The organism is Streptomyces sp. MMBL 11-1 (genome assembly GCF_028622875.1).
GTDB lineage: Bacteria > Actinomycetota > Actinomycetes > Streptomycetales > Streptomycetaceae > Streptomyces.
The window spans coordinates 4109328-4122969 of sequence record NZ_CP117709.1 but is presented as its reverse complement, the minus strand read 5'-3'; the positions used below and the strand labels follow the sequence as shown (position 1 = coordinate 4122969).

Sequence of the window (13642 nt, the reverse complement as noted above, 5' to 3'; positions counted from 1 at the left end):
AGACAAGCGCATGACGGAGACGAACGCATGACCGGCACCACGACCGGCGAGGGGATCCCCACCGCCTCCGCCCGCACGACCTCCGTGGCGCGCACCGTCACCGACGTCCTCCAGCCGCGCAACGTCCTGCTGGCGGGCATGCTCGCCATCGGCCTCGCGGCGGCGGGCGGCGACTGGACGGGGCTGCTCTGGGGCTTCCTCGGGGCGCTCTGCGCCGGGCTGATCCCGGCGGGGTACATCGAGTGGGAGCGCGGGCGCGGCACCTGGGGCGACCGCCATGTGGTGGACCGCACCAAGCGGGCCCCGATCTTCTTCGTGATCCTGGGCTCGATCGGCGCCGGCTCGCTGGTGATGGTGCTGGGCGACGCGCCCCGCGGCATTCTCGTCGCGATGCTCGCGCTGTGGGTGATGACGGTCGGCCTGCTGGCCGTCAACACGGTGTGGAAGATCTCGGTCGACTCGGCGGTGGCCTCGGCGTCCGTCTCCCTCCTCGCCGTCACGCACTCCCCCTGGTGGCTCGCCGCGTACGCGCTGACCTGCGCGGTCTGCTGGTCCCGGGTCGCCCTCGGCTACCACACCGTCACCCAGACCGTGGCGGGCGCGGGCCTGGGCGCGGCGACGACGGTGGCGTACGCGTTCGTCTGAGGGCGGCCGGTTTGCGGGGGCGGCGGACACCCGGTTACGTGTACGGGGAGGGCGCCCCGAGAACGGGGCGGTCCGCAGGCTGGAGGTACCTCCGATGGCGAAGAACCGGTCCGCGCCCGCCAAGGGCCCGCGCGGCGGCAAGGCCGGGCTCGTGCTGAGCCTGGGCAGCAGCGTGCTCGCGGTCATCAGGGCGTCCAAGCAGGTCCGCCGGGCCAAGGGCGCGCACGACAAGCTGAACACCGCGGACGCGGTGGCGGGGCTGCTCCCGCTGATCACCTCGGCCGCCCTCGTACTGCGGCAGCTGCGCGGCCGGCGGCAGGAGAAACCGGAAGCGGCGTGAGCGGCGGCCCCCGCGCGGGGGGCCGCCCCTCCGTCACTCCGGCGGGGTCGGCCGCACCACCGGCGGGCCCTCGCGGATCCGGGAGGCCAGTACGGCGATGTCGTCCTCCGCGTCCTCGCCGAACCGGTCCAGCACCTGGTCCAACAGGTCCTCCAGATGCCCGCCGCTCGGAAGGGTCAGCGACGCCAGCCGCCCCACGGACACGTCGATGTCCTCACCCCGGCGCTCCACCAGGCCGTCGGTGTACATGAACAGCACGGTCCCGGGGCCGCAGGGCACGGACGCGGTCCGGTAGCCGCCGAACCCGGTGCCGAGCGGCGGCCCCACCGGCACGGGCACGACCCGGGCCCCGGCGGCCCCCGGGTCGATGAAGACCGGGGGCAGATGGCCCGCGCTGGCCACCTCGCACACCCCGCCGAACCGGTCGACGACGGCGAGCAGACAGGTCGCCGCCCGGTCCACGCCCGACCGCTCCACCATGGTGTCGAGCTGCTCCAGGATCTGGTGGGGCGGCAGGTCCTCCCCCGCCAGCAGCCGCAGCAGGGAGCGGTACTGGCTCATCGCGACGGCCGCCTCCACCCCGTGGCCCATCACGTCGCCCATCGCCTTGAGGTGCCGGCCGTCCTGGAGCGGCACGACGTCGAACCAGTCGCCGCCGACGAGGACGCCCTCGTCGGCGGGGCGGTACCGGGTGGCGATCTCGACGTGCGGGTGGGGTCCCCGGGGCTCGGAGAGCAGGGAGCGCTGGAGTTCGCGGGCGATGCTGTGCTCGTGGTCGTAGCGACGGGCGTGGTCGAGGTCGACGCCCGCGCGGACGGCGATCTCGCGGGCGACCGCCACGTCCCGGTCGCTGAAGGGGGGTGAGCCGTCCGCCCGGACGAGGGTGAGGGTCCCGAGCGGCCGGCTGCGGGCGGTGAGCGGGACGACGAGCGCCTCGCGCAGCCCGAGCGCCCGGGAGGCGGTGATCCGGTCAGCGGTGACGGCGCTGCGCCCCGTGCCGCGGTCCTCCCAGTGGTCGAGGACCGGCTCGTTCTCCGCCAGGCAGCGGGTCACCGCGGAGTCCGCCGCGAAGTCGACGTACTCCCCGGGGTGGCCGAACCGCTGCACCTGCTCGTCGAGGTCGCCGTCGCCCCGCAGGGCTGCCCGCCGGAGCCGTACGACGCCGGGCTCCGGGCGGCGTACGGCGTGCCCCACCTCTGCCGGGAACACGTCGACCGCCGCGACGTCGGCGAAGTCGGGCACCACGAACGCGGTGAGTTCGCGACAGGTGGTGTCCATGTCGAGCGTCGTGCCGATGCGGACGGCGGCGGTGCTCAGCAGGGTGACATGGCCGCGCGCCTCCTCCAGCTCCTCGCGCTGACGGGTGACGTCGGTGATCTCGACGACGATCGCCATCAGGCCGCAGGCCGCCCCGCCCCAGTCCAGACGGCTGTACGTGGCGCGCCAGAACCGCTCGTCGGCCGTCTCGTCCACCGCCCAGGTCTGCCCCTGAATCGTCTCCTCGCGAGGCTTCCCGTCGGCCAGGACGGCACGCAGGAGGGAGGCCTGGCCGCGCAGCCCTGGCAGCGTCTGGGAGATCGTCCGCCCGATGTGGGAGTCGGCGGGGAGGCCGTTGATCCGTTCGAGGGACGGGTTGACGTAGGTGTAGCGGAGATCGTGGTCGAGGATGGCGACGGCGGCCGGATGCCCGTCGAACAGGGCCGCGACGGTCTTCGGGTCGAAGAACGACGGCATGCCGTCGTCACACGTGTCGGCCTGCAAGGACGTGCCTCCCGTCGTCGGGTCGGGCTCCCGGTTCTCCATCGTCGGCCGCCCGCTCCCGTACCGCATCCGCAGCGCGGCCGGTCAGCGCGGGGCGCCCGTCCGGTCCGGATACGGGCCGGGGCCGGGGCCGGGGCCGACGAGATCGGCGTCCAGGTCGAGGGTGCCCTCGGTGGCCTCGGCGGTGGGCGGCAGGCCGAGGGCCTCGCCGACCCGGCCCGGCAGACTGCCGGAACCGAGAAGTCCGGTGACCAGCGCGGTGGTGAGCCGGTGCCAGGCGGCGGCCCGGCGGATCATGGCGTGGTCGCCGCCCCGGACGGTGACCATGCAGCTACGGGCTCCGGCGCGACGGGCCCGGGCGGTGAGGGACTGGGTGGCCTGGGGGCTGGTCATCCGGTCCCGGTTGCTGTGGACGAGGACGACGTCACGGCCCGCGAGCTGGGTGACCGGGTCTCCCGGGGGACACCAGGGGGCGAGCCCGACGACGCCCCGCACCAAGGGGTGCCCGGCGGCGCGGAGGGCGGCGCGCGCGCCCATGGAGTGGCCCAGGAGCACCACCGGCAGCTCATCGCCCGCTTCCTCCCGCAGCGCGTCGAGGGCGCCCACGGCGTCGTGGAAGGGGTCCGCGCGACTGCCGTTCCAGCCCCGGTGGGCGTACCGCACCTGTGTCACGAGGACGTCCTCGCCGGCCGCGCGGGTGGCCCGCGCGAGGGCCCGGACGAAGGGGCGCATCCGGGTGCCGGGCAGATTCAGCAGACCCGACGGCGGGGGTTCCGTACCGGTCTCGCGGCCCCCGTGCAGGACGAGAACCGCTGCCGACGGCGGTCGTTGGGCCACGCGTACCTCCAGGTCCGGGTGCGGAGCGGGCTGCCCCCTCGCCCCGTATTCGGTGCCGGGGCCGCTGCGGATGGGCGTACGGACCGCCGGGCCGACGGCGCGACGGAGGCGGAGTGCGTCCACTGTACGGTCACGGTCGCGGAACCAACCGTGCCCTCAGCGCCATCCCCGTATACGACAGCGAAGGAGCCTCCCATGGCACCAGGCCCTCAACTCGGCAGCGCCGCACCGGACTTCACTCTCCCGGGCGGAGTCCTGTCGGGCGACGCCTTCGAGCGCGCCGACTACCGGCTGTCGTCCGCCCGCGGCCGGTCCGTGGTGCTGGCGTTCTACCCCGGGGACAACACCAGCGTCTGCACGAAGCAGTTGTGCTCGTACTCCTCGGGCATGGAGGCCTTCGAGGGCTTCGACGCCGATGTCTGGGGAATCAGTCCACAGGGTGTGGACAGCCACGAGTCGTTCGCCCGCTCCTTCGGTCTGCGCATGCCGCTGCTGGCCGACGAGGGCCGGGAGGCCGCCAGGGCGTACGGGGTCTCCGCGCCGGGCATCGGGGTGCGGCGGGCGGTCTTCCTCATCGGCCCGGACGGGGTCCTGCGCTGGAAGCACGTGGCCCTGCTCGGTGCGACGTTCCAGTCGCTCAGCACGCTCACGGACCGGCTGTCCGGCATCAAAGACGCATAAAGATTGCCGGAACCCGGCAGTGACCGAAGGAGGTGCTGTATGGGATCATCCAGCCAGATCGACGGAAAACGCTCGGGGGAAGTCGACCACAGGAGCCACAGGGGCCACAGGGGCAGCAGCGGCAGGGGAGTGATCGCGTGACCATCTTTCTCGGTCTCGGCATTGCGGGGATCGTGCTGCTCGCGCTCTCCCTGATCTTCGGCGGGGTCCTCGAAGGACTCCTCGACGGTGTTCTCGACGGCCTCTTCGACGGGCTGCTCTCGCTTCCGGTGATCGCCGGCTTCATCTCGATGTTCGGCTTCGGCGGGGCCGTCGTGCTCGGCTCGACGGGCGCGGGAACGTTTCTGGCCACCGTCGTCGGCGTCGCCGCCGGCCTCGTGGCGGGATGGCTCACCTGGAAGCTCAGCAAGGCCCTGATGCGCGACCAGACGCACACCACCCCGCGTGGAACCGACCTGATCGGCACCTCGGGGTCCGTCGTGACGGCCATCCCGGCCGACGGTTACGGCGAGGTGCTGCTGCGGCTGGGAGGCCAGCCCGTGAAGTACGCGGCCAAGTCGGCCACGCCCGTCGCGCGCGGAACCGAGATCTGGGTGGAAGAGGCGCTGTCGACCACGTCGGTCGCGGTCCGCCCGGTGGAGCGCTGACCACGCGGCCACCGGGCCTCTCCCCCGTACCCACCCTCACGCACCCGCCCGTCACGCATCCACCGCAACCGACAACTCCACCGCACCGCCCAGTTACACAACAATCTGCCGTCCCCCACGGGAGGCAGGGGGGACACATCCCATGAGTCCAGTAGTCATCGCCGTCATCGGCATCGTCGTACTCCTCGTTCTGCTCGGCCTCGTCGTCATCACGCGCTACAAGGTGGCCGGACCCAGCGAGGCGTTCATCATCACCGGCCGCCGCGGCAAGAAGTCGACGGATCCGGTCACCGGACAGACCAGCATCGACAACAGCGGCCAGAAGGTCGTCGTGGGCGGCGGCGTCTTCGTCGTGCCGTTCGTCCAGCAGAAGTTCACCCTGGACCTGTCCAGCCGGCACATCCCGATCGCCGTGCGCGGCGCGGTGACGCTGCGCGGCGTCAAGTCGAACCTCGAAGGCGTCGCGATCGTCAAGGTCGGCGGCAGCGAGGACGCGATCCGCGCCGCGGCCCAGCGCTTCCTCCAGCAGCAGGAAGGCATCGTCGGCTTCACCCAGGAGGTGCTCTCCGGCGCGCTCCGCGCGATCGTCGGCCGTATGTCGGTCGAGGACATCATCCGGGACCGGGCCGCGTTCGCCGGGCAGGTCGCGGAGGAGGCCGAGGCCAGCCTCTCCGGCCAGGGCCTGATCCTGGACGCCTTCCAGATCCAGGACATCACCACCGAGGGCTCCTACCTGGAGGACCTCGGCCGCCCGGAGGCCGCCCGCGCCAAGCAGGAGGCGGACATCGCCGAGGCCATCGCGAAGCGCGCCTCGGAGCAGGCCCGGCTGAAGGCGGCCGAGGAGATCGCCATCGCCGAGCGGACGTACTACCTGAAGCAGGCCGAGATCAAGGCCGAGACGGAAGCCGCCGCCGCCAAGGCCAACGCCGCCGGTCCGCTCGCCGAGGCCGCACGGCAGCAGGAAGTCCTCCAGGAGCAGGAGAAGGTCGCCGAGCGCCAGGCCGCGCTGACCGACCGCGAGCTGGACACGAAGGTCCGTAAGCCCGCGGACGCCGCCCGCTACCAGGCCGAGCAGGAGGCGGAGGCCCGCCGCATCGCCCAGGTCAAGGAGGCCGAGGCCGACGCGGAGCGTTCGCGTCTGACCGGTCAGGGCGAGAAGCTGCACCGTTCGGCGCTGGCCGACGCGGTCCGCATCGAGGGTGAGGCGGACGCCGCGGCGATCGCCGCCAAGGGTGCGGCCGAGGCGGAGGCCATGCAGAAGAAGGCCGACGCGTTCGCGCAGTACGGCGACGCGGCCGTCCTCCAGATGCTGGTCGAGGTCCTCCCGAACGTCGTGGCGAAGGCCTCCGAGCCGCTGAGCGCCATCGACAAGATGACGGTCATCTCCACGGACGGCGCGAGCCAGCTGGCCCGCACGGTGACCGACAACGTCGCGCAGGGCATGGAGTTGCTGACCTCGACGACGGGGGTGGACATGACGTCCCTCCTCCAGAACCTGAAGGACCGCGTCGGGAGCACGGTGCCCGCTCCCGCCACGCCGGACGCCCAGGAGACGGGCTCCTCGACCTCGAAGAACGGTGAGATCGAGATCAAGGGCTGACGCGCGAGGCCTCTGCCGAGGCCGCATCAGTGCCTGTTATCCGAGGCCGCATCAGTGCCTGTTATCCGAGGCCGCATCAGGGCCTGTTATCCGTGCCCGGCAGCGACTGGTTCGCCGCCGGGCACGGTCACGTCCGCGTCCGCGTCCGCATCGGTGTCCGCGTCCGCGTCCATGTCCGTGCCCGCATCGGCGTCCGCATCTGCCTGCGCCTTCGCCTGCCGGGCGGCGGCAGCGGCAGTGGCCGCGGCCAACCGCCCCCGCCACCCGCCGAGCCGCTCCTGCGCCTGCCAGTCATCGGCGTCGCCCCCGAGGTCGGCGATACGGTGCTCGGCCCAGCGGGCCCAGGCGGCGGCCTGCTGGCAGTCGGGGCACTCGGTTTCCCCGGCCATGGAACGGAAGACGTGTTCGGCCCCGGGCCCGGCGCAGGTGACGAGGGGCGCGACGTACCGGGGTACGGCGGGCGGGGGCGGGGGCGGTGGGTCCGAGGGCGGACGCTGCGGCTCGGCGTCGGGGCGTGCGGGGATGGCGGCTTCGGGCAGTTTCTGCTCCAGCCGGTGCCGCAGGAACCCCACGGCGCACCGGACTCCGTCGTGCGGCAGGTTGCTGCTCAGCACCTGTCGCAGTTCGCCGCCGGAGACCCCGCGCCGCAGCCACTCCACCGTCTGCGCGATGAGCGAACGAGCCTCGGCGACACCGAGGCGGAGACCACGGCTCACGTGCCGCAGCGACAACAACACCCGCTCGGCCTCCGCCTCTTCAGCCGTCAGCGGTGCCACAGGCACTTCCGCGTCCGCGTCCGGGGTTTCGGTGGGTGGGTGGGGAAAGTTCTTCTCCCGTTCTTCGTCCACCGGTAGTTGATGACCGGCCGTCCGGGGCCCCGGCTGACCGACGGTCGGAAACCGCGTACTCGGAGACGAGGCGACACCGACACCGACGCCGATACCCGCGTCGCACCACAGCGCCAGGACGTCCCCCTCGGCCATCGGCACGTTGGCGAACACCTGCTGAGTGACCCAACGCCCCCGGTCCCCGCAGACCCGCCGCTCATGCACGAACCCGCACAGGACCAACTGCTCCTTGGCCCGCTGGAACGCCCGCCCCTTGATACCCAGATTCCGGGCATGCTCGGACAACGCCAGATCCGTGCCGCCGTCCGGCAACCCCTGAACGTAGAGAATCAGAACCTTCGCGTCACTGCACAGACGCGGATGACGCACGACATCGTGCGAAGCCTTCGTGTAGCGCCGAGACGGCGCGATAGCATGCCAAAGCATCCTGCGTGGACTCCTGGTTCCACTCGTTGGGTGAAGGCCCTCGGCTCGGTGCGACGAACACCACCGGGGGCCGCCCCATGCGCGGGTGCACACAGAGCGTGATAACGCAATCACGCTACCGCAGGGCGCAGTTCGCGGTGGACCATCGGCTCAAGATCCACCCGAACGGGGATACGGCCGCCCGTCGAAGCGGGCGGAAAACCTGGTGGCCGACGTCGAAGTCCCTACGGGATGCTGACCGGGTGATCGAGCGAGATGCCGCGGTTCGGACCGTTGAGGAAGAGCTGGAACGCGACTACCAACGGCAGTTGTCGGCTGGGCTGAACCCGATGCGCATGGCCGTGTCGGACGTGGAGCGGCACGAGCTGGTGTGGATCGTCTTCTGGACCTCCGAGGAGTATCTGCGCACCCGGGATCCGAACCTCATGCTGGCCGGGAACGGGCCGTACCTCGTCGACCGCGTCGACGGAAGCCTGCACTGGATCGGGGTCGTCGCCTCAGTGACCGACGCGTGGGAGGCGGACTACCGGTCCCGGATTCGCGGACAGGCCACGCGGACGGCGGTGGACGAACTGCACGACGAGGTCCGGGCGGTGGCCGAGGCGCGGGGAAGGATCCACGCCATGCACACCCTGCGCCGCAGCGTGCCGGCGCTCTCCCTCGCCCAGACCGTCGAGTACGTGACCGCCTTGCAACGCGGAGACGCTCCGGCGCACCTCGCAGAAGTCGCGACCGGAGAACTGGTGCCGCCGACCGACCCGTTCCTGTCCGTCACGACGATCCGCGGAGCCGAGCACGGTCCATAGCGGGCCGTCGTCGTCAGCACTCCCCCCGGTCCCGCCCAACGGCGTACAGGTGGCTGTCCCGGAACTGCTCCGCGCCCAGCGTCCGGCCCACCATGATGACCGCCGTCCGGATCACCCCCGCCGCCTTCACCTGCTCGGCGATCGAGTCCAGCGGGCCGCGCAGAATGATCTCGTCCGGGCGGGACGCCATCGCCACCACCGCCGTCGGGCAGTCCGCCCCGTAGTGCGGCAGCAGTTCTGCCACCACCCGGTCCACGTACCGCGCCGCCAGATGCAGCACGATCAGTGCGCCGCTGCGGCCCAGCGTCGCCAGGTCCTCGCCCTCCGGCATCGCCGTGGCGCGCTGCGCGATACGGGTCAGGATCACCGTCTGGCCGACCGTCGGGACCGTCAGCTCGCGCTTCAACGCCGCTGCCGCCGCCGCGAACGCGGGGACGCCGGGGACCACTTCGTACGGGACCCCCGCCTCGTCCAGGCGCTTCATCTGTTCGTTCACCGCGCTGAACACCGACGGGTCGCCCGAGTGCAGCCTCGCCACGTCGTGGCCGTCCGTATGGGCCCGGACCAGCTCGGCGGTGATCTGCTCGATGTCCAGGTTCGCCGTGTCGACCAGGCGGGCGCCCTCCGGGCACTCGGCCAGCAGCTCCACCGGGACCAGGCTGCCCGCGTACAGGCAGACCGGGCTGGCGGCGAGGATCCGCGCGCCGCGCACCGTGATCAGGTCGGCCGCGCCGGGGCCCGCGCCGATGAAGTACACCGTCATGATCGATCTCCCTTGTACGAACGTGCCCCGGAGCCCGAGGGCTTGATGACCGGCCGGGGCTTGACAACCGACCACTGCGTTACGGGCATGGCCTGGCGCCAGCCGGTGAAGCCGCCGACCGGGACGGCGTGGGCCACCGCCAGGCGCACCAGCTCGCCGCCGTGCGCCTTGTGCCACCCGGCCAGCAGCGCCTCCGACTCCAGCGTCACCGTGTTCGCGACCAGCCGGCCCCCCGGCCGCAACGCCTCCCAGCACGCGTCGAGCAGGCCCGGCGCGGTCAGGCCGCCGCCGATGAACACCGCGTCCGGCGCCTCCAGTCCGGCCAGCGCTGCCGGTGCCGGGCCGGTGACGACCTCCAGGGCCGGGACGCCCAGGCGTTCCGCGTTGCGGGCGATCCGCTCGGCCCGTGCCGGGCCCCGCTCCACGCTCACCGCCCGGCAGGACGGGTGCGCCCGCAGCCACTCGATCGCGATCGAGCCGGAGCCGCCGCCCACGTCCCAGAGCAGCTCTCCCGGCGCGGGCGCCAGCGCTCCCAGCGTCGCGGCCCGGACGTGGCGCTTGGTGAGCTGGCCGTCGTGCTCGTACGCCTCGTCCGGGAGGCCCGGGACCGTGCCGAGCCGCAGCGCGTCCGCCGCCGCCCGGCAGTCGATCGCGATGACGTTCAGACGGTCCCCCGGGGGCTGCTCCCACGTCTCGGCCAAGCCGTCCACGTACGCCTCGTCCTCGGCGCCCAGCTGCTCCAGCACCCGCAGCCGGCTGGGGCCGAAGCCGTGGGCCGTGAGCAGCGTGGCGACCGTGGCGGGCGTGCTCGCGTCCGCGCTCAGGACCAGCAGCCGACGACCCTCGTACAGCGACGCCGCCAGGCGTGCCGCCGGCCGGCCCACCAGCGTCACGACCTCGGTGTCCTCCAGCGGCCAGCCGAGGCGCGCGCAGGCGTACGAGACGGACGACGGGTGCGGCAGCACGTGCAGCCCCTCCGGGCCCAGCTCCTCCGCCAGCGCGCGCCCGATGCCGTAGAACATCGGGTCTCCGCTGGCCAGCACCGCGATCCGGCGCTCCCGGTGCTCCGCGAGCAGCCGGGGGACGGCCGGCCTCAGCGGGGACGGCCAGCTCACCCGGGCACCGGCGCACTCCGGCGGCAGCAGGTCCAGCTGGCGCGCCCCGCCGATCAGCACCTCCGCCGCGCACAGCGCCTCCCGCGCCGTACCGGACAGCCCGTGCCAGCCGTCCGCGCCGATCCCCACGACGCAGACGGCGGGGTGCGGGGGAGCGGCAGGGGCAGGGGCGGCAGACACGGTCGGGACCTCGTTCGGAGGAGGAGGGAGGAGGAGGAGGGAGGAGGGGCGTGGGGAGGGGCGTGGGGAGGGGCGTGGGGAAGGGGTGAGGAAGAGGACGAGGTGGGCGTAGGGGACGGAGGGTGAGGCGTGGGGCAACGCTGCCGAACTTTACTGAACCTCGCCGCCCGCCCCCTCCAGCGGGTGAATCCGGAAGAAACTTCGCGCGTGGTGTCGAGAACCCCGCACCGGCCCCGACGTCCCCTGTGTAGGAGGAAGAACGACCACGATCGATCGAGCGACCAGGAGGCGACGGTCATGAAGTATCTGGTGATGGTCCAGGGCAGCCAGGCGGACTACGACGCGCAGACCGGCAAGGGGAACGCGGACAGTCCGGCCTGGGACGAGAAGGCCATGCGGGAGATGTTCGCCTACATGGGCAGCATCAACGACGACCTCGCCGAGTCGGGCGAGCTGGTCACCGGCTACGGGCTGCGGGAGCCCGCCTCGGGCCGGGCCGTCAGCCTCGACGCCGAAGGCCGCCCGGTGATCTCGGACGGGCCGTACAGCGAGACCAAGGAGCTGCTCGCCGGGTTCTGGGTGCTCGACTGCGAGAGCCTGGAACGGGTGACCGAGATCGCGACCCGCGTGGCACGCTGTCCGCAGCCGGCCGGGGCGCCCGACTACCCGGTGCTCATCCGGCCCGTCGACGGCGGGATCGACGACTGACACGACACCCTGGGACACGGATGGACCGTAGGGCCGACGTCATCATCGAGGACCTGCTGCGCCGCCACGCGCCGCAGGTCCTCGGCGCGCTCGTGCGCCGGTACGGGCACTTCGACCCCGCCGAGGACTCCGTACAGGAGGCCCTCATCGCGGCCGCCGAACAGTGGCCCCGGGACGGGGTCCCCGACAACCCGCGCGGCTGGCTGATCCGGGTCGCCTCCCGCCGCCTCACCGACCGGCTCCGCAGCGACGAGGCCCGTCGCAGGCGGGAGGAGACGTCGGCGGCCCTCACCCCCGCGGACGCGTTCGTCGCGCCGCCGCCCGGGGAAGACCCCTCCGGCCCGGGCCGGGCCCCCTCCGAGGACGACACCCTCACCCTGCTCTTCCTCTGCTGCCACCCCGCGCTCTCCCCCGCCGCCCAGATCGCGCTCACCCTCCGCGCGGTCGGCGGTCTCACCACGGCGGAGATCGCCCGCGCCCATCTGGTGCCGGAGGCGACGATGGCGCAGCGGATCAGCCGGGCAAAGCGGACGGTGCGCGGTACGAGGTTCCGGCGGCCGGACGCCCAGGACCTCGACCAGCGGCTCGGCGCCGCGCTCCAGGTCCTCTACCTGATCTTCAACGAGGGTTACACCGCCACCGCCGGTCCCGACCTCACCCGCACGGACCTGGCGCGCGAGGCGATCCGGCTGACCCGGGCCGTCCGCCGGCTGCTGCCGCACGAGGGGCGCGTGACCGGGCTGCTGGCGCTGATGGTCCTCACCGAGGCGCGCACCCCGGCGCGCACCGGGCCCGACGGCGGCCTGATCCCGCTCGACGCACAGGACCGGGCGCTCTGGGACCGTACGGCCATCGCGGAAGGCACCGCACTGGCCGAGGAGGCACTCACCCAGGGCCCGGCCGGGGACTACCAGCTCCAGGCCGCCATCGCCGCCCTCCACGACGAGGCGGAGCGCGCGGAGGACACCGACTGGCCGCAGATCCTCGCCCTCTACGACCTCCTCGTGCGGCGCACCCCCGACCCCGCCGCCGCGTTGGGCCGGGCGGTCGCCGTGGCCATGGTGCACGGCCCCCGGGCGGGGCTGGCGGCGGTCGACGCCCTGGCGGGGGCGGTGGAGCCGCGCTTCCGCCTGGACGCCGTACGCGGGCATCTCCTGGAGCGGGCCGGGGAACCGGACGCCGCCCGCGCCGCCTACCGCGCGGCCGCCGACGGCACGCTCAGCGAACCCGAGGCCCGCTATCTGCGCATGCGCGCGGACCGGCTGAAGCCGTGACGAGCGCCACCCCCGTAGGACCGTTCACCCCCGCCACCGTAGGGCCGTTCAGTCCCTCCTCCGTAGCACCGTTCGCTCCCGCCGCCGTAGGACTGTTCACTCCCGCCGCCCGAAGAACTCGATCTCCGCGACCGCCGTCCGCCGGTCCTTCCCCGAGCCGTACGCCGACCCGACGGTGAGCCGGGCCTTGACCGTGTCCGAACCCCGTACGTCGAAAGTCTGCTGGCCCGCCTGGTCGCGCAGCCGGATCGTCCGCTCGGTCCTCTCCCCGTCCTTCGACGTCAGCTCCACCGTGAGCCGCGCCGGGCGGCCCTGCGTCAGGAACTCGTTCTGGCGCGCCGACGTCCCGGAGAACACCACGATCTTCATCATCCGCACCGGCTGCGCGAAGTCGCACTCCAGGTACTCCCCGACCCCCTCGCCGGGCTTCTCCGGTGCCCAGTAACGGTTGTTGAACCCGTCGAACGCCGCAGCCGCCGGGTGGCCGCCCGCCTCGCTGGAGCCCCGGCAGACGGCGGGCGGCACGGACTCCGGGGTCCCGGTCTCCTCCTTGGCGAAGCCGAACAGGCCCGAGAGATGCGGCAGCGCGAACCACACCCCCACCGCCAGCAGGATCAGCACGATGGGCAGCCCGACCCTCGGCCGCCGCCATCCGCGCCGGGGTCGCGCCCCCGCCACGCGCGTCTGCCGGGGCCTGCGGCGCAGGATCCGCCGCCACCACGGCAGCCGGCCCTCGGGAGCGGGCCCCGGGTCCAGCAGCAGGGCGCAGCGGACGCACAGCGTGCGGCCCGGGGCGTTCTCCGTACGGCAGTTGGGGCAGACGACCGGCACACCGACGGGTTCCGGGCGGGACGGCTCGGCAGGCCCTGGCCCGGCGTCCGGCCACGCGTCGGGCCCGGGAGCCGGACCGGGCGGGCCCTCGCCCGGCCGCCGGGGGGCCGCTGCCTCCGGGGGCGCCGGCGGCACGGGGCGCGTCGCGGACGCCGGCGGCAGCGGTGCTGTTACGGGCAT

At 73.2% G+C, this 13642-nt stretch carries 14 protein-coding genes; 8 read left to right on the top strand and 6 right to left on the bottom strand.

Annotation, left to right across the window (positions count from 1 at the left end; genetic code table 11):
- The first annotated feature begins 27 nt into the window (after positions 1–27).
- Entirely contained in the window at positions 28–645 is a 618-nt protein-coding gene (locus PSQ21_RS18115) for a hypothetical protein (RefSeq protein WP_274031583.1), read from the top strand.
- Between the two features lie 94 nt (positions 646–739).
- Positions 740–985 carry a hypothetical protein gene (locus PSQ21_RS18110; RefSeq protein ID WP_274031582.1) on the top strand — a complete coding sequence of 82 codons (246 nt, stop codon included), beginning with the start codon at positions 740–742 and terminating at the stop codon, positions 983–985.
- A gap of 33 nt (positions 986–1018) precedes the next feature.
- On the opposite strand, the gene PSQ21_RS18105 is transcribed toward PSQ21_RS18110, so the two are convergent.
- Both PSQ21_RS18105 and PSQ21_RS18100 read right to left on the bottom strand, forming a co-directional pair.
- Positions 1019–2788 (bottom strand): SpoIIE family protein phosphatase, encoded by a 1770-nt coding sequence (locus PSQ21_RS18105; RefSeq protein WP_274031580.1) that lies wholly within the window; start codon positions 2786–2788, stop codon positions 1019–1021.
- A gap of 42 nt (positions 2789–2830) precedes the next feature.
- Positions 2831–3583, bottom strand: a complete 753-nt coding sequence (locus PSQ21_RS18100; RefSeq protein WP_274031579.1) for an alpha/beta fold hydrolase — start codon at positions 3581–3583, stop codon at positions 2831–2833.
- Positions 3584–3778: 195 nt separating this feature from the next.
- On the opposite strand from PSQ21_RS18100, the gene PSQ21_RS18095 reads away from it, so the two are divergent.
- From PSQ21_RS18095 to PSQ21_RS18085, 3 genes are all read left to right on the top strand, one after another.
- The gene (locus PSQ21_RS18095; protein ID WP_274031578.1) at positions 3779–4264 is read left to right on the top strand and encodes a peroxiredoxin; all 486 of its coding nucleotides are present in this window, start codon (positions 3779–3781) and stop codon (positions 4262–4264) included.
- Between the two features lie 137 nt (positions 4265–4401).
- On the top strand, positions 4402–4911 hold the full coding sequence (locus PSQ21_RS18090; RefSeq protein WP_274031577.1) for a hypothetical protein: 510 nt from the start codon (positions 4402–4404) through the stop codon (positions 4909–4911).
- Positions 4912–5053: 142 nt separating this feature from the next.
- On the top strand, positions 5054–6511 hold the full coding sequence (locus tag PSQ21_RS18085) for a flotillin family protein (protein ID WP_274031575.1): 1458 nt from the start codon (positions 5054–5056) through the stop codon (positions 6509–6511).
- A gap of 86 nt (positions 6512–6597) precedes the next feature.
- On the opposite strand, the gene PSQ21_RS18080 is transcribed toward PSQ21_RS18085, so the two are convergent.
- Positions 6598–7785, bottom strand: a complete 1188-nt coding sequence (locus PSQ21_RS18080; protein ID WP_274031574.1) for a hypothetical protein — start codon at positions 7783–7785, stop codon at positions 6598–6600.
- Positions 7786–8027: 242 nt separating this feature from the next.
- On the opposite strand from PSQ21_RS18080, the gene PSQ21_RS18075 reads away from it, so the two are divergent.
- A complete protein-coding gene (locus PSQ21_RS18075) occupies positions 8028–8591 on the top strand; it encodes a YrhB domain-containing protein (protein WP_274031573.1) in 564 nt (187 codons plus the stop codon).
- A gap of 13 nt (positions 8592–8604) precedes the next feature.
- Here the strand turns inward: PSQ21_RS18075 and cobM are convergent, their stop codons facing one another.
- Together cobM and cbiE are read right to left on the bottom strand one after the other, a co-directional pair.
- A complete protein-coding gene (cobM, locus tag PSQ21_RS18070) occupies positions 8605–9354 on the bottom strand; it encodes a precorrin-4 C(11)-methyltransferase (RefSeq protein ID WP_097868351.1) in 750 nt (249 codons plus the stop codon).
- Positions 9351–10649, bottom strand: coding sequence for a precorrin-6y C5,15-methyltransferase (decarboxylating) subunit CbiE (cbiE, locus tag PSQ21_RS18065; protein ID WP_274031572.1), 1299 nt, complete (start codon positions 10647–10649; stop codon positions 9351–9353). The genes cobM and cbiE overlap by 4 nt, the downstream gene beginning before the upstream one ends.
- Before the next feature lie 297 nt (positions 10650–10946).
- Between cbiE and PSQ21_RS18060 the strand changes: the two genes are divergently transcribed.
- Together PSQ21_RS18060 and PSQ21_RS18055 are read left to right on the top strand one after the other, a co-directional pair.
- Complete coding sequence (locus PSQ21_RS18060; RefSeq protein ID WP_274031570.1) at positions 10947–11357, top strand: YciI family protein; 411 nt, start codon at positions 10947–10949, stop codon at positions 11355–11357.
- 20 nt (positions 11358–11377) lie between these two features.
- On the top strand, positions 11378–12631 hold the full coding sequence (locus tag PSQ21_RS18055; RefSeq protein ID WP_274031569.1) for an RNA polymerase sigma factor: 1254 nt from the start codon (positions 11378–11380) through the stop codon (positions 12629–12631).
- Positions 12632–12727: 96 nt separating this feature from the next.
- Here PSQ21_RS18055 and PSQ21_RS18050 read toward each other — a convergent pair whose 3' ends face one another.
- Positions 12728–13462, bottom strand: a complete 735-nt coding sequence (locus PSQ21_RS18050) for a discoidin domain-containing protein (RefSeq protein ID WP_274031567.1) — start codon at positions 13460–13462, stop codon at positions 12728–12730.
- Between the last annotated feature and the right edge of the window lie 180 nt (positions 13463–13642).